Consider the following 20,849-nt stretch of genomic DNA (forward strand, 5'->3'; position numbering starts at 1 on the left):
CTCACTGAGTGCTGTCGCGTCAGAACAGACGACGGAAACCAGGTAGCGTGACGCCCCGTTGGCGGCGTTGCACGTGTTGCCCGTTCGGGTGTGCTGCGGCCGTGGAGCGGGAAAAGCGCCGGAACGTCACGCCAGGCTGTCAGGGCTGCCAAACGTTCTGATGCACGTCCAGATCGCAACCAGCACCGGTAGGACCAGGCACGCTGGGCCGATGACCCGATACAACAGCGCGGCGCCGATGCAACCGACGGTGAAGCCCAGCAGATTCAGCCCGACAGGCTTGAGTCGCTGCTTGATCATGCCGCGCTCGGCCTCGTCGCTTGAACCGATCAGCGCAAATACGTCGATAGCCCCCTGGGTGACGTTACCGGTCATCAACGTAGTGGGCGGCGCGCCTTTAAGGTGCTGACGCGAGATGGCGTTCTGGATCGCCATCGCAGCCACGCCGGTCATGCCGGTGACCAACGCCGAGGCGCTGTCGCCATCATTGAACGGGCCCCACACGATCGCCAATGTGCCGAACAGGGCGAGCAACAGCGTGTGCAGGATCAGCAGCGGTCGCAGGGGCGTGAGTCCGCGGCGGTTGATCGAAACGGCCGCCAGGTGGCTCAAACCAACCACCACGGCAAACACCGGCAATGCCAGGAGTTTCGCCAGCGCGCCTGAGGTGCCATGGACGATGCTGACGCCGAGGGTCACGAAGTTGCCGGTCACGTGGGCGGTGAACAGGCCTTGCAGGGCGAGAAAGCCGATGGTGTCGACGAAGCCACCGTTGAAGCTGAGGGCCGGGGCCATGGAACGATGAATCGTGGGCATTTTTAACTCCATCGCATTCCGGTGCGCGGTTTGATCGATCAACGACCGGGCTCAGGTTGAGTACTGGAAACCGCTTGATCGGTAGACGGTTTTTGCGGCTCCCGCACGTAGATCGCCAGCAGCATGGCGCCCAGGCTCAACCCGGCCAGCGCCAGCGAGCCCACATCGATGGCCAGGTCAAGTCCCCAGGCCGTTGCGGCACGGCCCAACAGCATCGCCACCACGCCTTGCATCAGGTAGGCCACCAGAAACAGCGCCGACAGCGTTCCGGCCCGGTGGTGCATCGGGGCATGGGCGTTGATCAGGTTCAGGCCACCCATGAACAAAAGGCTGTAACCGGCGCCACTGGCGGCACTGGACAACAGGAACACCGGCAGCGCATGGGTCGCGGTCGCCAGCATCAGTAACAACAGGCTGGCAATGGAAAAGCTCGCGCCGGCAATGATCGACAGCCTGGAGCTGAACCGTTTGGCGACGATGCCGGTGAAACCCACCAGAATCGCGAACAGCGAAATCGCGCCGCCGTTGACCAAAGCATTGCTGGAGCCGATCAGGTCATGGGCGATCTGCGAGCCCAGCGACAACATGGTCGCGCCCACCGAGTAGGCGCTGAGTACCGCACTCACCGACACCAGAAACATGCGGCGCAACGGCTTATGAATCTGCGGCAATTTCAGTGACCAGCGCTTGCTGCTTTCAGCCTTGGTGTGACGCGGCAGGTGCCAGACGCCGACCAGAGTTGCGACCAGCACTGCCACCAGCACCCAGAAGCTCAAACGGGTGGGGAAGGGCGCGTATTGAATCAACCCGCCGCCCATGATCAATGCCGCGGCCAGACCAAACGCCTGCGCGGCGGTGGTAATCGCGCCGGCGAGTTTTGCCTTGCCCGGCGCGCTGAACTCCACCACGGCGGCCGCTGAAGGGCCTGCGGACAGCCCGACACCGACGCCCATGAACGCCCGACCCACCAACAACCAGGTGACGTCAGGCGCGACCGCGAACAGCAGTACGCCGGTCAACGATGCCGTCAGTCCCCATAGCATTGCGGCGCGGCGGCCGATGTAATCGGAGAGGTCGCCCAAGGCAATCAGCGTCGCCACCACGAACACCGGGAACACGGCAAAAATCAGCGTGGTCACGGTCGGAGTCAGTTGCCATTGGCGAGCATACAGCGGGTACATCATGGCCGGGGCAGCGCTGGTCCACAGCGTATGGACAACCACGGCGGCGGCCACCCAGAAACTGCTTTTGCGGCCCCACGTGCGGGAGGTATGGCTCATTTCAGTTGCCTCGAAGGTGTCAGTCATGACGTTAAGGTGGACAAGAGAAAAAGCCTTGTACCGATGTGCGTTTGATGGGTGAATCCAGTCAACCAGCGTCGCGATTGCCGAGGCACCGCATTCGCCACTGTCGTAACCTCCAGCAGCTCCCACAGGTCTGCGGTTTGAACACAGGTTTGTGAGTCCGACACGGTCCCTGTAGGAGCCGTCCGAGGTTACGAGGGCCGCGAAGGCGGCAGGTCAGTCAACATCACCCTCAATGGACCCACCGCTTTCGCCCACCAACCGGGTCAGGAAATCAATTCAAATGAGCCTTGAGCTCACCTGCTGCCTGACGCATCGCCGCCTTGACTTCAGGAATGGCGCTCAGCGGGTTGAGCAGGCCATAGTCGTGAACCATGCCGTTGTAGCGCACTGCCGTCACATCGACGCCAGCGGCATCCAGTTTGCGGGCATAGGCTTCACCTTCGTCACGCAACACGTCCAGACCGGCCGTCTGCACCAGCGCCGGTGGCAGGCCCTTGAGTTGCTCGGTGGTCGCACGCAGCGGCGAGGCATGAATGTCGGCGCGCTGTTGCGCATCCGTGGTGTAGCTGTCCCAGAACCAGGTCATCATGTTTTTGGTGAGGAAGTGACCTTCGGCATACGTCTGATAGGAACCTGTGTCGAAGTTCGCGTCGGTGACCGGCCACAGCAGCAACTGGAAACGCAGCTTCGGCGTGTTCTGCTCTTTGGCCATCAGCGCCACTACCGCGGCCATGTTGCCGCCGACACTGTTACCGGCCACTGCGAGCCTCGAGCCATCGACATTGATCTCCTTGCCGTGCTCAGCCACCCAGCGGGTCGCGGCGTAGGCTTGATTGATCGCGGTTGGATAATGCGCTTCCGGCGACGGCGTGTAATCGACGTAGACCGCGACTGCGCCTGAACCCACGACCAGATCACGAATCAGGCGGGCATGCGTCGGGTAGTCACCCAGTACCCAGCCACCGCCGTGGAAATACATGAACACCGGCAGTTCACCCTTGACGCCTGCTGGACGCACGATCGTCAGCTTGATGCTCTGGTTGTCGGCCTTGATGGTCTTCTCGCTGACTTGAATGCCGGACATGTCCACTTTCACCGAGTTCTGTGCACCGGTGAGCACCGCGCGGGCATCCTTGGGGCTCATCTGTTCCAGCGGTCGGCCACCACCCGCAGCGAGTGCGTTGAGGAAGGCTTGAGTCTGATGCTCGGGTACGGCGGTTTCAGCGGCAAACGCATTGCCGATGGACAGCGCGAGGAGGGTGGCGGTCAGGGTCTTTTTCAGGGGGTTCATGAGGGCTTAGTCCTTTAGTTCAAAGAGTCGGGAGTGAGTAGCCGCTGGTGCTCGTTGAGCGGCCTGCTTGCTGGCTTGGAGGTAAATGTACGGACTAAGTGGTTAGGGAACAATTAGGCTAAATGGAGACTCATTGTTTCCATTTTAGGGACGATACTGGCGAGCCACCGTCCACGTCAGCGAACACGTCCTGCGGCGTGGTTCAGCGAAAGGGCGATAGGAGGACGGCGATCAGGTCGCCCGTTGCGCGGGCTATCGAGAGGTCCGAGCCAGGGTCTGGCTGGGGTATTCCAGAAACAGCGCCCGGTAGGCTTCGGAAAACCGGCTCAGATGCCAGAACGAATAGCGCATCGCGACTTCTGCAACGCTGGTGTCTTCGGTCCTGGCCGACAAAAGATCCTGCCGGGCCAGATTCAGGCGTCGAGTCCGCAGCCAGGCGGTGGGCGCCATCCCGACGCATTCATTGAAGGCCTTGCGCAATTGCTGAAACGACGTGCCAGCCGTCTCGGCCAGTTGCACGACGCTGAAATTTTCCATGGGGTAAGCGCTGACCTGTTCGAAGACGCGCTGGACGATCTTGCGCTGATCCCGGACTCGCAGGTTTCTGCCTGATAAGGGCGAGCATTCGGACTGCTCCAGCACGTAAAGACAATCTTCGATCAACTGATCCCCCAAGTGGATCGACTCGGTGGTATCGACGTGGGTCATACGGGTCAGCATCGTGCTCAGCCAACCGCTGAACAGCGCGCCGTGAGGGGATTTGAGCGGTGTCAGCAAAAGGTCTTCGAAGGTGCGGTGCAGATGGCGGGTGCCCAGGCTGTCCTGTCTGATCACCACCGCAATTTCGCGGTAGTTCTCCGGTGTGATCCACAGGTTCTGCGTGCTGGCGTCCAGCAGATACAACGCGCGGTCGGCCATGTCGAAGCTGAACACCAAGGCATCGCTCGGTGCCTTGTAATACTGCTCGATGCGGGTGTTCATGTGCTCTTCGTAGACTTGCACGCCGCCCAGTTCCGCCTCGACCAGACGCCCCTTGAACTGTCCTGAAGACATCTGCGCGTAGTGCAGGCTCCAGCCCGCGTAGGACGTGCCTTGCTGATCGGCGGCGACGGTTTCGACTACCTTGACCGACATAAATGGCCTGCGCTTGAGCGCTGTTGTCATGAGGTGCGGGCACCATAGCAGCCCGGCTTGCCGCCTCGCAAGCCGGGCTGTCCGGGGCTTCTGGTCACCCGTGGGCTGAGCCTCGGGCTGCACCAAAAAGGGGCGAGAGGGTTGCGCGAAAGTGGATAGACGTCTGGCTCGACGCTCTTTCAGCATAAGGCCCAGCACAGCGCTCGGGCCGATGCCCATCGCGCCACGATTCGTCGTCACCCCCCAGAGGTCCCATGGACAGCAGCGTGAAAGACCCACTCGCCGAGTGGTTGAAGAGCTACGGCATCACCGAAGTCGAATGCGTGGTCAGCGACCTGACCGGCATCGCCCGCGGCAAGATTTTGCCCACCAACAAATTCCTCAACGAACACGGCATGCGCCTGCCCGAAAGCGTGCTGCTGCAAACCGTGACCGGCGACTACGTCGACGACGACATCTACTACAACCTGCTCGATCCGGCCGACATCGACATGACCTGCCGCCCCGACCCACAGGCGGTCTACGTGCTGCCCTGGGCGATCGAGCCGACGGCGATGGTCATTCACGACACCTTCGATCGCTATGGCAATCCCATCGAGTTGTCGCCGCGCAACGTGCTCAAGAAAGTCCTGGCGCTCTACGCGGCGCAGGGTTGGCGGCCAGTGGTGGCGCCGGAAATGGAGTTCTACCTGACCCAGCGGTGCGCGGATCCTGACTTGCCGTTGCAAGTGCCGACCGGGCGTTCCGGACGGCCCGAGAGTGGGCGTCAATCGTTCTCCATCGAGGCGGCCAACGAGTTCGATCCGCTGTTCGAAGACGTCTACGACTGGTGCGAAGCCCAGGGGCTGGATCTGGACACGCTGATCCACGAGGACGGTCCGGCGCAGATGGAAATCAACTTCCGTCATGGCGACGCGCTGGACCTGGCCGACCAGATCACCGTGTTCAAACGAACCATGCGCGAGGCAGCACTCAAGCATGACGTGGCGGCGACCTTCATGGCCAAACCCATCACCGACGAGCCTGGCAGCGCCATGCACCTGCATCAGAGCGTGGTCGACATCAACACCGGCCTTAGCGTGTTCAGTACACCGGAAGGCGAGGCCAGCAAGCTGTTCCTGCAACACATCGGCGGTTTGCAGCGCTACATCCCCGAAGTGCTGCCGCTGTTCGCGCCTAACGCCAATTCGTTCCGCCGTTTTCTGCCCGACACCTCGGCGCCGGTCAACGTGGAGTGGGGTGAGGAAAATCGTACCGTCGGCTTGCGGGTCCCGGCTTCCAGCGCGCAAGCACGGCGGGTCGAAAACCGTCTGCCCGGCGCTGACGCCAACCCGTACCTGGCCATCGCCGCGAGCCTGTTGTGCGGCTACATGGGCATGATCGAAGGCTGCGACCCGAGCGCACCGGTGCAGGGCCGTGGCTATGAACGACGTAATCTGCGCCTGCCCTTGACCATCGAAGATGCGCTGGAGCGCATGGAAGCCAGCGCTGCCGTGCGCAGGGTGCTGGGCGACACGTTCGTGCAGGGGTACGTCGCGGTCAAACGCGCGGAACATGAGAATTACAAGCGCGTGATCAGCTCATGGGAACGCCAGTTCCTGATGATGAGCGTCTAAGCGCAGCCGACTTTTCCACTGACGTTGGGGGCACCATGAAGATGATCGTTACCACGCTGTTTCTGCCAGCGATGCTGGCGGGCGCAGTCACTCAGGCTCACGCCGAAAGCAACACCGTAAAGATTTACAACTGGTCCGATTACATCGGCCCGACGACGCTGGAGGACTTTCAGAAAGCCACCGGCATTCAGCCGACCTACGACGTGTTCGACTCCAACGAGACGCTGGAAGGCAAAATGCTGACCGGCCATTCGGGCTACGACGTGGTCGTGCCGTCGAACCATTTCCTCGGTCGGCAGATCAAGGCCGGGGCGTTCCAGAAACTGGACAAGGCGCAACTGCCTAACTGGAAGAACCTCGACCCGAAACTGATGAAACAGCTGGAGGCCAACGATCCGGGCAACCAGTACGCCGTGCCCTACCTGTGGGGCACCAACGGCATCGGCTACAACGTGGACAAGGTCAAGGAAGTGCTCGGGGTCGACACCATTGACTCCTGGGCTGTGCTGTTCGAGCCGGAAAACATGAAAAAGCTGCAGAAGTGTGGCGTGTCCTACATGGACTCGCCGGATGAAGTCTTCCCGGCGGTGCTCAATTACATGGGCCTGTCACCCCGCAGTGAAAACGCCAAAGACTACGACGCAGCGACCGCAAAACTCAAAGCGGTCCGCCCGTACATCACCTATTTCCATTCGTCCAAGTGGGTATCGGACCTGGCCAACGGTGACATCTGCGTGGCCTTCGGGTACTCGGGCGACGTCCTGCAGGCCAAATCCCGTGCTGAAGAAGCGAAGAACGGCGTGAAGATCGCCTACTCCATTCCCAAGGAAGGGGCCAACGTCTGGTTCGACATGCTGGCGATCCCCAAAGACGCCGAGCACCCGAAACAAGCCCTGGCGTTCATCAACTACCTGCTCGATCCCGCCGTTATCGCCAAGGTCAGCGAGACAGTCGGGTACGCCAACCCGAACCCGGCGTCCAATGCGCTGATGGGCAAGGACATCACCGGGAACCCGTCGATTTACCCGACGCCTGATGTGATGAGCCGGTTCTACATCTCCTCGGAATTGAAGCCTGCGACCCTGCGCCTGATGACGCGCAAGTGGACCGACATCAAATCCAACCGCTAAGGAACGTTTTATGCCTGCTGCACTGCCTCACACGGGCTCGTACTACGCCGCGTCGATCGCGCCCGAATCTGTGCGCGCCTCGCTGGACACCGCCATCAGCGCCGACGTCTGCATCATCGGTGGCGGATACACGGGGGTGAATACCGCGCTCGAACTGGCTGAACGCGGAATGTCGGTGGTGTTGCTGGAGGCGCAGCGCATCGGCTGGGGCGCCAGCGGCCGTAACGGGGGGCAGTTGATTCGCGGCCTGGGGCATGACGTCAGCGGCGTCGAACGCTGGGTAGGCCAGGAGGGCGTGCGGTATTTGCAGCAGGCAGGTTCCGAATCGGTCGACATCGTGCGTCGTCGGGTGAACGACAACGAGCTGGCGTGCGACCTGCGTTGGGGCTATTGCGACCTGGCCAACACCCGAGCGCACTGGAAGGGTTTGCAGGAAGAACTGGCCGCGCTGACTGCCCAGGGCTATCCGCATCCGCTGCGGCTGGTGGAGAAAGACGCGCTGCATGACGTGGTGAATTCGTCCGCTTACGTGGGTGGGTTGGTCGACATGGGTTCGGGGCATCTGCACCCCCTCAAGCTGATCCTGGCCGAGGCGCGGCTGGCGGAAGCCAAGGGGGCGATCCTGTACGAGGCGAGCCCGGTGCGCCGGATCGTGCACGGTTCGAAGGTGCAGGTGTTGACCGATCATGGCCAGGTTTCGGCCACTCAGGTGGTGCTGGCGTGCGATGCGTTTCTTGAAAAGCTGGAGCCGGAATTGACGGGCAAACTCTTGCCGGCCGGCAGTTACATCATCGCCACCGAGCCGTTGGGCGAGGAGCGGGCGAGGGCGTTGATCCCGCAGAACATGGCGCTGTGTGATCAGCGGGTGGCGCTGGATTACTACCGGTTGTCTGCGGACAACCGGTTGCTGTTCGGTGGTGCCTGCCATTATTCGGGGCGTGATCCGGCGAACATCGGTGACTACATGCGGCCGAAGATGGAGCGGGTATTCCCGCAGTTGAAGGGTGTGGGGATCGACTTTCAGTGGGGCGGGATGATCGGCATCAGTGCCAACCGGTTTCCGCAGATCGGCTATTTACCGAAGGCGCCCAACGTGTTTTACGCGCAGGGTTATTCGGGACACGGTTTGAACGTCACGCATTTTGCGGCGCGGATTCTGGCTCAGGCCATTGCCGAGCGGGACAGTCGGGCGGTTGAGCTGTTCGCCAGGGTTCCACATCGCACCTTTCCAGGCGGAGCGCGGCTGCGTTCGCCGCTGCTGGCGTTGGGCATGATGTGGTATCGGTTCAAGGAGTTGATTTGAGGGGTGTAGGGTAGGCGCTGCTGCCTACATTTGATCGTTCCCACGCTCTGCGTGGAAATGCCTGCCCGGACGCTCCGCGTCCCCGTTGACGCAAAGCGTCAGTGACTGCGTTTCCACGCGGAGCGTGGGAACGATCATCGAAAGCCAGGAAGGCCAACGGTAACTGCAATATCACTGCTTCTGCCCAGAGGGCGCAGGAGAAAAAAACCCGCCAATCAAGGCGGGTCTCTCTGATCAAACAACCATCACAGTTCTTTTACGGTACGAACCTGATCCTTGTTGATACGGGTTTCTTTGCCGTCCAGCTGTTTGAACTCATAGAAACCGGATTCTTCGTCATATTTCGGCGAATCCGTCGCCTGGATCTCACGGCCGTCATTCAGGGTGATCACAGTGGGCGAAGAGCAACCGGCAAGGGAGGCCAGGCCGAGTGCGAGCAGGAAGGCTGCGGGAAGGGTCCGTTGTTTCATTACTGTGTCTCCGAGGGTAATTCTTTATGTAGTGAAGTTTCTGACGCAGGGGGTGTCAGCAAAGTTCCATGAAACCTTCCCTGCCTGCTCATTGCCTGACATCGATCAACGCATCCGGGGTGTTCAGATTCGCCAGTCGAGTATCGTGGGTCGAACATTGCAGCGCCTCGGCTCCCAGATCGATCAGTGTCCGTCTGGGGCTGCGTTGTCCGTGCTGCCAATGTTCCTCGAATACCGGCGCGTGAACCGTGGGAATGCAGCACAGCAAAGGCTCCCACTGTTCACCCTGACGCACCATCACCGGTTTGCCGGGATGCGCCAGCGCCATGCGCCGCAGCCCCTCCAGCAATTCGACATCCAGCAATGGAGCGTCGCACGGCATGACCAGCAGGAACGGATGCCGCGCCACCCTCAGGCCCGCTCGAATCCCCGCGTACGGGCCCGGAAAATCGCTTTCGTCGTCCTGCACCAACTGATCGGCAAAGTGCCCGTACTGTTCGCGGTTGCGGTTGCAGGAAACGATCAGGTCGTCGGTCAAGGGGCGGGTCAGGCGGTGCAGGTGCTGGATCAGCGGCTCGCCGTGCCATTCGATCAGGCCTTTGTCGCGCCCGCCCATGCGTTGCCCCCGGCCCCCGGCCAATATCAATATCGAGCAAGGCGGCAGGGCATCGGAAGCAGTCATGGCAAACTCGGTCAGCGGAGAAAAAAGAAGTGCTGTGATATAACACCGGACCGTTTCCCCTACAACTGGACCTCGCCGATGAAAGCCAAGGCTGACACCCCTTTTGTGCCGTTGAACATTGCCGTTTTGACGGTCAGCGATACCCGTACTTTCGAAAATGACACCTCCGGACAGATGTTCGTCGATCGCCTGACTGCAGCCGGTCACGGGCTGATCGAACGTGTGCTGTTGAAGGACGACCTGTACAAGATCCGCGCTCAGGTCGCGACCTGGATCGCGGATGATTCGGTACAGGTCGTGTTGATCACCGGCGGTACCGGTTTCACCGGTCGCGACAGCACGCCTGAAGCCGTGGCATGTCTGCTGGACAAACAAGTCGACGGCTTTGGCGAACTGTTCCGGCAAATATCGGTGCCGGACATCGGCAGTTCCACCATTCAGTCCCGGGCGCTGGCGGGCCTGGCCAACGGCACGCTGGTCTGCTGCCTGCCAGGCTCGACCAATGCAGTGCGCACCGGCTGGGACGGCATCCTGGCCGATCAGTTGAACAACAGTTTTCGCCCGTGCAACTTCGTGCCGCATCTGAAAAAAGCCGAACCCTGTGCAACCCGTGGGTGAGAACCAATGAGCAAGCCTGAAATGCGTGGCCTGATTCCGGTGGAGGAGGCCATGGAACGCTTGATGAGTCTGGCCGAGGCCTCATCGATCACCGAGCGTGAAACGGTGGCATTGGCCGATGCACAGGGCCGGGTATTGGCCGGTGACCTGATCTCCACCCTGGACCTGCCGCCGTGGCCCAACAGCGCCATGGATGGCTACGCGCTGCGCATGGCCGACTGGACCGGCGAACCATTGCCGGTCAGCCAGCGGATTTTTGCCGGCCACGCGCCGCAACCCTTGCAGCCCGGCACCTGCGCGCGGATTTTTACCGGCGCTCCGGTGCCCGACGGCGCCGACTGCGTGGAGATGCAAGAGAACGCAGAGGTTGAGGCCGATGGGCGCGTGCGTTTTCTCGAGCCGTTGAGCGCCCTGCAGAACATCCGTCCCAAAGGCCAGGAAACGACCGTCGGCGACAAGGTGCTCGACGCGGGCACGGTAATGACTTCCATTGAGCTGGGACTGGCGGCCACGTTGGGCCTGGGTCAACTCGACGTCGTCCGTCGCGCCCGTGTCGCTGTGCTGTCGACGGGCGATGAGTTGATCGAGCCGGGCCAGCCGCTGGGGCCGGGGCAGATCTACAACAGCAACCGCGTGTTGCTGTGCAGTTGGCTCAAGCGTCTGGGCTGTGAGGTCGTGGACGCCGGTATTTTGCCCGACAACCTTGAGAAGACCCGCGTCGCGCTGGGCGCGCTGAATGACGTGGACCTGATCCTCTCGACGGGCGGTGTGTCGGTGGGCGAGGCGGACTTCCTCGGCCATGCGTTGCGCGAAGAAGGAGAGATTTCGCTGTGGAAACTGGCGATCAAACCGGGAAAACCGCTCACCTTCGGTCATTTTCGTGGCGTGCCGGTCATCGGTTTGCCCGGTAACCCAGCCTCCACGCTGGTGACGTTTGCGCTACTGGCCAGGCCTTATCTGCTTCGTCGGCTTGGCGTACAGAACGTCAAGCCGCTGCAGTTCAAGGTGCCCGCCGGGTTTGTCTGGAAAAAGGCCGGCAGCCGTCGCGAATACCTGCGCGGACGCGTGGAGCAGGGGCGTCTGATCGCTTACCGCAACCAAAGCTCGGGTGTGCTGCGCAGTGCAGCGTGGGCCGATGGCTTGATTGAAGTGATAGAAGGCACCACGGTGGCGGAAGGCGACTTGCTCAACTTCATTCCGTTGAGCGAGGTCCTGGGCTGACAAGCGTCCGGGTCCGATTCTGGGGTACAGCGGGCGCAGGTAGCCCAAGCGTCGACTCGATTTCAAAACGGCAACTTCAAAACGGCAACTTCAGAACAACAAAGGGCACGACATGCAAAAGCCTTTGCAAGGGATCCGGGTCATCGAGCTTGGGCAACTGATCGCCGGACCCTTCGCCGCCAAGATGCTGGGTGAGTTCGGCGCCGACGTGATCAAGATTGAACCGCCAGGCACCGGTGATCCGCTGCGCAAATGGCGCCTGCTGCACGATGGGACGTCGGTGTGGTGGGCGGTGTCCTCACGCAACAAGCGCTCGGTGACCCTTGATCTGCGGGAACCGGAAGCTCAAGACGTCGCGCGCAAGCTGATCGCTGAAGCCGATGTACTGGTGGAAAACTTCCGCCCCGGCACACTGGAAAGCTGGGGGCTGGGCTGGGAAGTGCTGCATGCGCTCAATCCCAGGCTGGTGATGCTGCGGGTGTCGGGCTACGGCCAGACCGGCCCGTACCGTGACCGGCCGGGTTTTGGCGTGGTTGGTGAGGCCATGGGCGGTTTGCGTCATCTGTCAGGCGAACCTGGCCGTACGCCGGTGCGGGTGGGGGTCTCCATCGGCGATTCGCTGTCGGCGTTGCATGGCGTTATCGGTGTGCTTCTTGCGCTGCGTCATCGTGACCAGAACGGCGGCGAGGGCCAGGAGATCGACGTGGCGCTGTACGAGTCGGTCTTCAACATGATGGAAAGCCTGATCCCGGAGTTTTCGGTGTTCGGCGCCGTGCGCCAACCGGCCGGCAGCAGCCTGCCCGGCATCGCACCGTCCAATGCCTACCGTTGCCGCGACGGGCGCTATGCGCTGATTGCGGGCAACGGCGACAGCATTTATCAGCGTCTGATGGCTTTGATCGAACGGCCGGATCTGGCTGCCGATCCGGCGCTCGCCCACAACGACGGTCGGGTGCAACAGGTCGAGCTGATCGATGCGGCGATTTCCGCCTGGGCAGCGAGCCTTGACCTCGACGAGGTGCTGGCAAAACTGACCGCCGAGCGAATTCCGGCGGGCAAGATCTATGACGCTGCCGACATCGCCGGTGACCCGCACTACAAGGCGCGGGACATGCTGCTGCCCGGTCAGCTGGATGACGGCACGCCGGTCACGTTGCCGGGCATTGTCCCCAAACTGGGCAGCACACCGGGCGGTGTCAGTCGTTCTGCGCCGTCGCTGGGGCAGCACACCGACGAGGTGCTGGAACAACTCGGCATCGACGCCGGACAACGGGCTCAATGGCGCGCTCGTGGATTGATTTGAAGCTTACCTGTCTGGAGGCAACACCATGATCGATCATCTCGACCATCTGGTGCTGACGGCGGTCGACGCCGAGGCTACCGTGGACTTCTACACCCGTGTAATGGGCATGCAACTTGAAACGTTTGGCGAAGGTCGCATGGCGTTCAGGTACGGCAACCAGAAAATCAACCTGCACCTGCGCGGACACGAGTTCGAGCCGAAGGCGCACGTGCCGGTGCCAGGCGCGCTAGACCTGTGTTTCATTGCGTCGATCCCGCTGGAGCAGGTGATTGTCCGGCTGAATGAGGCGCAGTGGCCGATCCTCGAAGGGCCGATCCTGCGCACCGGTGCCACAGGGCCGATCCGGTCGGTCTACGTAAGGGACCCGGACCTCAATCTGATTGAGATTTCAGAACAGGTTTAAGAGGACGCTGGCAGGGCTGAAGTCCCTGGTGTGTCGCCTTTGATGGGGTATCCGGAAAAGTCACGGATCCGCTGGCTTGGGGCCAATCGGAAGGTTCGATGTCCTGCCCCTACACGCATGCGTCAGCGTTCTCCTGCCGGTGAACCCGAGAATAGATGCCTTCCAGTTGCGCGGCGGACACTGACCAGTCATGGTGCTGGCGCGCGTAAGCACGACCGGCTTCGCCTATTTTCGCAAGACGGGCCGGCTGTTCGATGACCTCAACGAGCAGCAGCGCCAGACCGTGTGCGTCCTCGCACCCCAGGTAATGCGTGCCGTTGATCACGTTCAGCCCCGAACAGCCTTGCTCGGTGGTGACCACCGCAAGGCCGGCGGCCATGGCTTCGAGCACCTTGAGTTTTGAGCCGCCACCCTCACGCTGCGGGACGAAGAAAACAGCGGCTTCTTTCTGAACCGTGCGCAGGTCCGGCACGAACCCCAGCCAGTCGATGCGCGGATCGGCCCAGCGCTCCTTCCACTCTTCAGGCAGCGCATGGCCTCCGATGGACAGGCGCACCATCGGGTCGAGGTTCCACACCTTGGGCATGATGTGTCCAAGCGCCCATTCCATGGCGTCCAGATTCGGCCTGTATTCGTAGTTGCCAATGAACAGCAGGCGCCGGCTGTAGCGGTCCGGACTGACCCTGGCGTAGTAATCGCAGTCGACGCCGTTGACAACCACTGCCGTGGCCCTGGCGGTCAACCGGGCCAGGCCCTTGGCGTCTTCTTCGGTGACCGCAATCAGTTCGCGGGGCTGGCGGAACACGCGCGCTTCCCATTGCCGGTAACGCCATTGGTCAAAGCGGGTGAACGGGCGAGCCCACTCCGGGAAATGGTGATAGCTGGCGGCGCCAAGGCCGGACTCGACATGGTGTTCGGTCATGATGAAATGTTTTCCAGCGCGCCGCAGCGGCTCCTCGAACGGCTGAAAACTGTAGCTGTGTTCAATCTGTATCACGTCCCATGGCTCTTGCAGCAAGGCATTGAACTGCTGTTGCAATTGCGCCGAAAAACCGTGCGCGCTGGCCCGCATCGGCGGTCTGGCGAACGCCACGGCGAGCAGCGTGCGAACGCTGCTTAACGGTCTCCGGGGAATGACGATCAGACGCTCCAGCCACGGTTCGAGCGCGGCGCGGGTCGTGTCATCGAGTTCGGTCTTGGACTGCACCAGTAACGTGATGCGATGACCGCGCGCGGCAAGGTTGCGCAGAAGATGAAACTGCCGGGTCTTGCCGCCGCTGGTGGTCGGCCAGGGCAGATAGGGCAATGTCCAGAGAATGCGCATGGTCAGGGCGTCCAGACGAGCACTTGCAACGTGGGGCTGAGCGGTACATCGACGCCCTTCGCGCTGGCCAGCTCGCGATGGTCGCCGGTCAGCGGGTCGTAGAGTGTCGCAGTCTTGATACCAGGGAAGTTCAGGTGCGCGCTGCTGGCGCTCCAGGCCATCAACAGATGTGAGCCGTCCGGGCGATTCCAGGCAATGGCATACAGGTCTTCGGGTAGCGCAATGGCAGGCGGAGGATCGGCAGGCATCAACGTCGGGCCGGTGACGTCGAAGAAGTGCTTCAACGCGGTGTACACAGGTTTCGGTTTGCCATTGAGGTCGACCAGCCCGTAACTTCGGTCGCGGGTGCTGGCGCGTTGATCGAGGTCGCTGAGGTTGAATACGAAGATGCGCTGGTAGTCCATCGTGCTCATCATTGCCAACCGCCGCAGCGTGTAGTCCGCCTGGCCGTCGAGTCCGATGATGTGCTGCATCTCGACCGGGCCGCTGTAGCTCGACCAGCCCCATTCGGTAGCCCAGACGTCTTTGACACCGGCGTCGTGCAGGGTCTTGTTCAACGCATTGCCACGCATCAGGAAATCCCGGTCGCCGATCGAATCGCCTTCCGGGTACTCGGAATACGGGTGATAGGCGGCCGTGATGTTCTGCCCAGCCAGCCCCTGGTCGACCATGGACTGCAGCATGTAACCGGTAGACCCGCGTATTTGCCCGTAGTAGGCAACGCCGGCGGTGATGATCGGTTTGCCGGGCAGTGCGGTGCGAATGGCGCTGGCGGTCTCTGTCAGCAGGTTGTAATAGGCGACGGGATCCGCCTGCGGCAACCAGACGATGTTGGGCTCGTTCCAGACCTGCCAGTGGCTGACCTGCGGGTAATGCTGAGCGAGGGCCGTCATGCGCTCGGCAAAAATGCTGTTGTCACGGGGTGGGTACTGGTCCGCATTGCTGGCGCCCTGCGGTGCGCTGCTGTCAAAGGTCGCCGAACCCACCAGGTAGGCCACCGTGTTGTAACCGTGTGGAGCGGCTGCCGCCATCGCCGCATCCAGGGCTGCCAGGTCGTACTCTCCGGGCACCGGCTCCAGAACCGGCCAGCGCAACGTCCAGCGAATCCACTTCAGCCCCAACCCATCGAGCTGCGTCATCTGCTTCTCGTAGATGTCCGGGGTGAACTGGTGGAATTGCACGTTAACGCCCAGAAAGTCCTTCCAGGTCACCGGTCGTTGTGCGCGCAACACCGTTTCGGCATCTACGGCCGGACTGTTCAACGTCAATGCGCAGGCGCTGACCAATGCCATCATCAGTTTCATTGGTCCAGAACTTCTGTCATCCATGAGTACGGCTCCCTGGCGGGTAAAACAAATCATGTCGGCGATACTGCCAAGTCCAATGCCTGTGGTGCCCCAGGCTCAGCGTTGCGGAGATGACGCTGGGGCACTCACGGGCACCTCGCTGCGCTTGAGCGGCATCAGCCGCGACGCGCGCGGCCGGTTCAAAGGCTGATCAGGCCTTCGGCGCCTCCGGCACGCGGCCGTAAACATCGGTAAAACGCACGATGTCGTCTTCACCCAGGTACTCGCCACTCTGAACCTCGATCATCACCAGATCGATCACGCCGGGATTCACCAGGCGGTGGGTATGGCCGGGCTTGATGAACGTCGATTCGTTGGTGTCGAGCATGAACTCGCGCTCGCCATTGGTCACCCGGGCCATGCCGCTGACGACAATCCAGTGTTCGCTGCGATGGTGGTGCATCTGCAGCGACAACGACGCTTGCGGCTTGACCACGATGCGTTTGATCTTGAAGCGTTTGCCTTCCTCCAGGACCGTGTAGGTGCCCCACGGTCGGGTTACGGTGTTGTGCAGCAGGTAGGCGGGGTGGCCTTGACGCTTGAGTTCCTGAGCAATGACTTTGACTTCCTGGGTGCGCTCGGCGTCGGCGATCAGCAGCGCGTCCGGGGTGTCGATGATGATCAGGTTATCCAGACCGACAGCACCGACCAGCCGCTGCTTTGAGTCGATGTAGCAGTTGGTGACGTCGTGCAGCACGACCTGACCGTTGCATTGGTTGCCGTTAGCGTCCGCCGGAGCCAGTTCACGAATGGCTGACCAGGAACCGATGTCGCTCCAGCCAAGCTCGCAGGGCACGACCGCCACTTTTGCGGAGCGCTCCATCAGCGCATAGTCGATCGAGATATCAGGCACCAGGGCGAAGGTGGTGGCGTCCAGCTCCATCTGACGTTCATTGCTGCCTGCTTTGCTGTTGCACAGTGAAAGGCAGTGACGCACAGCCGCCAGGACTTCCGGTGCATGGGTTTCCAGTTCGCGCAACAGCACATCGGCGCGCATGCAGAACATCCCGGCGTTCCACAGGTGCAGGCCACCGAGCAGGTATTCCTTGGCGGTGTTCGTGTCGGGTTTCTCGACGAAGCGTGCAACCTGATACGCCTTGTCGTTCAAGGCTTGACCTTTTTCGATGTAACCAAAGCCGGTTTCCGCGCGTGTCGGAATCAGGCCGAAGGTCACCAGCCAGCCTTCATCGGCGAGCTTGCGTGCATCGTTGACCGCGGTGGCGAACGCTTCAACGTCGAGGATCAATTGATCGGCCGGAAGGATCAGCAACTGCGCGTCGTCTCCGTGCAGCGCCTGAACATGAAGCGCGGCAGCAGCAATGGCGGGCGCGGTATTGCGCCCGGACGGCTCCAGCAGGAAGTCGAGATGGATCTTGCGCTTGTTCAGCAATCGATAGTCATCGACGGTCCGGAAATAGACCTCCCGGTTGGTCACCGTCAACAGGCTTTCGACGCCCTCCAGACTGCTCGCCCGGTTGAAGGTCTTTTGCAGCAGGCTTTCGCCGTCAGGGAGTCGCATGAATGGTTTTGGCATCGCCTCACGTGAGACAGGCCACAGTCGCGTGCCGGCTCCGCCGGCGATGATGCAGGGAATAAGGGTGCCCATCAGTAAGCCTCGCGGGAGAAGAGCACTGCGGGAACAGTGCGCAGAAGGATGTCAAGATCGAACCAGGCGGACGGGTTTTCGATGGACTCAGGATCGAGTTCGACGTGCATAAGCAAAGGGCTGTCGACCGGTTGCATAATCGTCCTCACCTCTTCGATCCATGAATCCATGACTGACCTGTTCCTCTGGTCTTTGGGTGAAAGTCAATTTAATGGCTTTTTATGAATCTATTTCAGAATAAGCCAATAATTTGTCGATTAAGCACCCTCTGGGTCGGCTTTTCAATCCCGAGATCGCGAAAAAACCTGTTTCTTCTCAAACGGTCAACTGCCGCTCCCAAATGCGGGGCGAAAAGACCCTCAAACGAGTGCCCTCGAGAGTAAAGCCCATGAAACAGCCACTGTCATGCCTGCGGCAGCGACCACCTGTCAGGGCATCACCCGAGTGAGAAGTCTGGGGAAGTGGTGGTTGGGATTCCCATGGTCACCGGCGGATCCAGGTGCCGTGATGCAAAAAAAAATCGGCCAGCGGGCTTTTTTTCCCGGGTCTGCGGTCAACACTTCACGCAATGAATCGCACAGCACGAGGGAAAGGTATGACGGAGCGCAGGGCACTATTGATTCTTCATGGCAAGCAGGCGCTCAACGACGAGGTTCGCGATGCCGTTAACCGCAAACGCAAGCATGGCTGGGAACTGGACGTTCGATTGACCTGGGAAGGAGGCGATGCACAACGTCTGGTCGCAGAGGGATTGTCGGCAGGGCACACGCAGATCATTGCGGGGGGCGGCGACGGGACGTTGCGCGATATCGCCGAGGCGCTGGCGTTGGCCGACAGCGACGCGAGCCTGACGATCCTGCCGTTGGGCACTGCCAATGATTTCGCCCGTTCTGCCGGCGTCCCGCTGGAAATCGAACGCGCCCTCGATCTGCTGGATGTACCGGCGCGCGTTGTCGACATGGGCGCTGTCGACGGCCAGTTGTTCCTCAATATGGCCACGGGCGGGTTTGGCAGTCAGGTCACCGCCAATACTTCTGAAGACCTGAAAAAGGTGCTGGGCGGCGCGGCGTATCTGTTTACAGGGCTGACGCGTTTCAGTGAGTTGAAATCGGCTTACGGCGAATTGAGCGGTCCGGATTTCCATTGGCGCGGCGACCTGCTCGCGCTGGGAATTGGCAATGGACGGCAGGCAGGGGGCGGGCATCCGCTATGCCCGAACGCGCTGGCGGACGACGGTCTGCTCGACATCAGCATTCTGCCGGCACCGCAGGAAGTGGTCGGTACGCTCAAGCGCTTGCTGGAGGGTGGGTTGGGGATCGACAACCTGTTCGTGCGCGCGCGCTTGCCGTGGGTCGAGTTGAAGTCAGCCGAAGGCCTGGACATCAACCTGGACGGTGAACCTCTGCGCGGCGAAAACCTGCGCTTCGAAGCGCGTCCCGGGGCGCTGCGCATTCACCTGCCCGCGCATTCACCCTTGTTGGGGCAGTCGAACCGGATTACGTAACTCCTGCTGCACGTTGTTGAAACGTTTGCGCGCGCAGCCGACGTCAATCGTCCAGACTGATGATCTGCTCCCTCACGCAGAACAGCACCAGGCCCGCCACGTCGTAGATCTGCAACCGTTTCATGATCTGCGATCGGTGGGTCTCGACGGTCTTGACGCTGAGGTTCAGGCCGGCCGCGATTTCCCGGGTTGATTTGCCGCGAACGATCAGGCGAAGGATTTCCAGCTGGCGTGCCGTGAGGTTGTGGTTTTCGACTGGCTCCGCCCTGTTCGACTGGGTGCTGACCAATGCCTGGTTGATCACCGTGTGTGCGATGGCGGGGCTGAGGTAGCGTTCATCGTTACGCAACGCCTCCAGGGCTTGCTCGATCTCGATGCCGGTGGCGTCCTTGAGCAAGTAGCCATGGGCGCCACCTTCCAGTGCTCGCATGATCATCTGCGGCTCCGTGTGCATCGACAAGATCAACACCTTGCTGTGAGGCAGCGCTTTGTGCAGCCGCTCCAGCGCGTCCAGTCCGTTGCTGTCTTTCATTGAAATGTCGAGCAGGATAATGTCCGGCTTCAGTTCCAGTGTGATCTCCAGCAGGTGCTCGCCATCGGACGCTTCGCCGATGACCTGATAGCCAGGGATGTCGGAAACCAATGCGCGAACACCCGCGCGAATCAGTGCGTGGTCGTCTACCAGAAGTAATGTGCAGGTCATGAGTGCTTGCTTATATCGGCGCGCTCCCGGGCGCGGGGCGCCCAGGGAAACAGGGCTTGAATGTGAGTGCCTCGGCCGGGCTCGCTTTCCACCGTCAGGTGCCCGCCGAGCAGGGTGGCCCGCTCGACCATCCCCGCCATGCCGCGCTGTCCTTGTTGACCCGGATTGGCGGCGGGCGAAAATCCGAGCCCGTCGTCTGAAATGCTCAGCGCCAGGCCTTCGGGACGGCGCTGGATGCGCACCACCAGGTTTTTCGCTTGGGCGTGGCGCAGCATATTGGTGACCGCTTCCTGGGTGATGCGAAATGCCGCGACGGCCATCTCCTCGGGAATACCCGACAGACGCTGGTGGCATTCCAGGCTCCAGAGCACCGGCGTGTCCGCCAACGTGCGCACGAGGTGCGCGCGCAGACTCGCTTCGAGTCCCAGGCTTGCCAACTGTCGAGGATTCAGGATGGCCGACACGTCTCGCACCTTGGCCAGCGTTTCGTCGAGGATGTTGTTGAGCATCATGCAGTGGGGATGCAGTTCCTCGGGCGCCCGGCGTTGCAACCAGTCACTCTGCAGCTTGGCGGCGGTCAGCATCTGGCCGATATCGTCATGCAGTTCGCGGCTGAGGCGATGGCGCTCCGTTTCCTGGACCTGCAGCATGTGATCGGCCAGTTCCTGAGGCTGGAACTGAATGGTCTTGCTGGGGCGACTCACGCCGTAACAAATGCCCAGCAAGGCGAAGGTGTTAACGAGCGCCAGCGCCGACGAAAGGCCGTCGTCCAGGAAAAAAGCGGCGACATTGCACGCGGTTATCGCGAGACAGACTATCGCGACTCGCCGAAGCAGGGTGTTCGAGCTCATAGGCCATAACGTAAAGATCTTGTTGCTGCCATGCATAGCGGATGAAGCCATCGGATAATTGTTGCGGATACCTGACGGTACTTGTCAGGTCACTTAACGTGGTCAACAGTGCAGCGCGCGTCTGCTCACCTTTTATACGTGCGTTCAAAAAACAGGAGTCGACTTTAAACAGGAATAAGGTATTCGCAAACTTCCCGCGTTCATTTGCGGCCGCCGATCTT

At 61.2% G+C, this 20,849-nt stretch carries 20 protein-coding genes; 8 read left to right on the plus strand and 12 right to left on the minus strand.

The window, feature by feature from the left end; genetic code table 11:
• Nucleotides 1-126 precede the first annotated feature (126 nt).
• The 4 genes from BMY73_RS04780 to BMY73_RS04795 all read right to left on the minus strand — a co-directional run bounded on the left by BMY73_RS04780 (nucleotide 127) and on the right by BMY73_RS04795 (nucleotide 4,548).
• Nucleotides 127-816 (minus strand): YoaK family protein, encoded by a 690-nt coding sequence (locus tag BMY73_RS04780; RefSeq protein WP_175500130.1) that lies wholly within the window; start codon nucleotides 814-816, stop codon nucleotides 127-129.
• A gap of 38 nt (nucleotides 817-854) precedes the next feature.
• A complete protein-coding gene (locus BMY73_RS04785) occupies nucleotides 855-2,096 on the minus strand; it encodes an MFS transporter (protein ID WP_175500131.1) in 1,242 nt (413 codons plus the stop codon).
• A 298-nt stretch (nucleotides 2,097-2,394) separates the two neighbouring features.
• Nucleotides 2,395-3,414: an alpha/beta hydrolase gene (locus BMY73_RS04790; RefSeq protein ID WP_092405393.1), complete on the minus strand. Its 1,020-nt coding sequence runs from the start codon at nucleotides 3,412-3,414 to the stop codon at nucleotides 2,395-2,397.
• A gap of 252 nt (nucleotides 3,415-3,666) precedes the next feature.
• Nucleotides 3,667-4,548 (minus strand): helix-turn-helix domain-containing protein, encoded by an 882-nt coding sequence (locus tag BMY73_RS04795; RefSeq protein WP_062382262.1) that lies wholly within the window; start codon nucleotides 4,546-4,548, stop codon nucleotides 3,667-3,669.
• A 266-nt stretch (nucleotides 4,549-4,814) separates the two neighbouring features.
• On the opposite strand from BMY73_RS04795, the gene BMY73_RS04800 reads away from it, so the two are divergent.
• From BMY73_RS04800 to BMY73_RS04810, 3 genes are read left to right on the plus strand one after another with little or no spacing between them, the layout of a single operon-like run.
• A complete protein-coding gene (locus BMY73_RS04800) occupies nucleotides 4,815-6,164 on the plus strand; it encodes a glutamine synthetase family protein (RefSeq protein WP_370588142.1) in 1,350 nt (449 codons plus the stop codon).
• Nucleotides 6,165-6,199: 35 nt separating this feature from the next.
• Nucleotides 6,200-7,294, plus strand: coding sequence for a polyamine ABC transporter substrate-binding protein (locus BMY73_RS04805; RefSeq protein ID WP_092405395.1), 1,095 nt, complete (start codon nucleotides 6,200-6,202; stop codon nucleotides 7,292-7,294).
• Between the two features lie 10 nt (nucleotides 7,295-7,304).
• Entirely contained in the window at nucleotides 7,305-8,597 is a 1,293-nt protein-coding gene (locus BMY73_RS04810) for an NAD(P)/FAD-dependent oxidoreductase (protein ID WP_092405397.1), read from the plus strand.
• 245 nt (nucleotides 8,598-8,842) lie between these two features.
• On the opposite strand, the gene BMY73_RS04820 is transcribed toward BMY73_RS04810, so the two are convergent.
• Entirely contained in the window at nucleotides 8,843-9,067 is a 225-nt protein-coding gene (locus BMY73_RS04820) for a YgdI/YgdR family lipoprotein (protein WP_062382266.1), read from the minus strand.
• An 88-nt stretch (nucleotides 9,068-9,155) separates the two neighbouring features.
• The gene (mobA, locus tag BMY73_RS04825) at nucleotides 9,156-9,749 is read right to left on the minus strand and encodes a molybdenum cofactor guanylyltransferase MobA (protein WP_092405399.1); all 594 of its coding nucleotides are present in this window, start codon (nucleotides 9,747-9,749) and stop codon (nucleotides 9,156-9,158) included.
• A 78-nt stretch (nucleotides 9,750-9,827) separates the two neighbouring features.
• Between mobA and moaB the strand changes: the two genes are divergently transcribed.
• The 4 genes from moaB to BMY73_RS04845 all read left to right on the plus strand — a co-directional run bounded on the left by moaB (nucleotide 9,828) and on the right by BMY73_RS04845 (nucleotide 13,294).
• Nucleotides 9,828-10,367, plus strand: coding sequence for a molybdenum cofactor biosynthesis protein B (gene moaB, locus BMY73_RS04830; RefSeq protein ID WP_062382268.1), 540 nt, complete (start codon nucleotides 9,828-9,830; stop codon nucleotides 10,365-10,367).
• 6 nt (nucleotides 10,368-10,373) lie between these two features.
• Entirely contained in the window at nucleotides 10,374-11,588 is a 1,215-nt protein-coding gene (gene glp, locus BMY73_RS04835; RefSeq protein ID WP_092405401.1) for a molybdopterin molybdotransferase MoeA, read from the plus strand.
• Between the two features lie 112 nt (nucleotides 11,589-11,700).
• Nucleotides 11,701-12,891 carry a CaiB/BaiF CoA transferase family protein gene (locus BMY73_RS04840; protein WP_092405403.1) on the plus strand — a complete coding sequence of 397 codons (1,191 nt, stop codon included), beginning with the start codon at nucleotides 11,701-11,703 and terminating at the stop codon, nucleotides 12,889-12,891.
• Nucleotides 12,892-12,916: 25 nt separating this feature from the next.
• Nucleotides 12,917-13,294, plus strand: a complete 378-nt coding sequence (locus BMY73_RS04845) for a VOC family protein (RefSeq protein WP_062382271.1) — start codon at nucleotides 12,917-12,919, stop codon at nucleotides 13,292-13,294.
• A 109-nt stretch (nucleotides 13,295-13,403) separates the two neighbouring features.
• Here BMY73_RS04845 and BMY73_RS04850 read toward each other — a convergent pair whose 3' ends face one another.
• The 4 genes from BMY73_RS04850 to BMY73_RS28410 all read right to left on the minus strand — a co-directional run bounded on the left by BMY73_RS04850 (nucleotide 13,404) and on the right by BMY73_RS28410 (nucleotide 17,740).
• Nucleotides 13,404-14,618, minus strand: a complete 1,215-nt coding sequence (locus BMY73_RS04850; RefSeq protein WP_062382272.1) for a glycosyltransferase family 4 protein — start codon at nucleotides 14,616-14,618, stop codon at nucleotides 13,404-13,406.
• Between the two features lie 2 nt (nucleotides 14,619-14,620).
• Nucleotides 14,621-15,946, minus strand: a complete 1,326-nt coding sequence (locus BMY73_RS04855) for a cellulase family glycosylhydrolase (RefSeq protein ID WP_139214103.1) — start codon at nucleotides 15,944-15,946, stop codon at nucleotides 14,621-14,623.
• A gap of 169 nt (nucleotides 15,947-16,115) precedes the next feature.
• Nucleotides 16,116-17,570 carry a mannose-1-phosphate guanylyltransferase/mannose-6-phosphate isomerase gene (locus tag BMY73_RS04860; protein ID WP_092405405.1) on the minus strand — a complete coding sequence of 485 codons (1,455 nt, stop codon included), beginning with the start codon at nucleotides 17,568-17,570 and terminating at the stop codon, nucleotides 16,116-16,118.
• A complete protein-coding gene (locus BMY73_RS28410) occupies nucleotides 17,570-17,740 on the minus strand; it encodes a hypothetical protein (RefSeq protein ID WP_218190145.1) in 171 nt (56 codons plus the stop codon). Before BMY73_RS28410 ends, BMY73_RS04860 begins: the two co-directional genes overlap by 1 nt.
• Before the next feature lie 425 nt (nucleotides 17,741-18,165).
• Here BMY73_RS28410 and yegS point away from each other — a divergent pair, with 425 nt between their 5' ends.
• Nucleotides 18,166-19,074, plus strand: a complete 909-nt coding sequence (yegS, locus tag BMY73_RS04865) for a lipid kinase YegS (protein ID WP_092405407.1) — start codon at nucleotides 18,166-18,168, stop codon at nucleotides 19,072-19,074.
• A gap of 43 nt (nucleotides 19,075-19,117) precedes the next feature.
• Here yegS and BMY73_RS04870 read toward each other — a convergent pair whose 3' ends face one another.
• Both BMY73_RS04870 and BMY73_RS04875 read right to left on the minus strand, forming a co-directional pair.
• Nucleotides 19,118-19,777 carry a response regulator gene (locus BMY73_RS04870; RefSeq protein ID WP_092405409.1) on the minus strand — a complete coding sequence of 220 codons (660 nt, stop codon included), beginning with the start codon at nucleotides 19,775-19,777 and terminating at the stop codon, nucleotides 19,118-19,120.
• The gene (locus tag BMY73_RS04875) at nucleotides 19,774-20,664 is read right to left on the minus strand and encodes a sensor histidine kinase (RefSeq protein WP_092405411.1); all 891 of its coding nucleotides are present in this window, start codon (nucleotides 20,662-20,664) and stop codon (nucleotides 19,774-19,776) included. Before BMY73_RS04875 ends, BMY73_RS04870 begins: the two co-directional genes overlap by 4 nt.
• Between the last annotated feature and the right edge of the window lie 185 nt (nucleotides 20,665-20,849).

Origin of the sequence: Pseudomonas sp. NFACC02 (assembly GCF_900110765.1) — a bacterium.
GTDB lineage: Bacteria > Pseudomonadota > Gammaproteobacteria > Pseudomonadales > Pseudomonadaceae > Aquipseudomonas.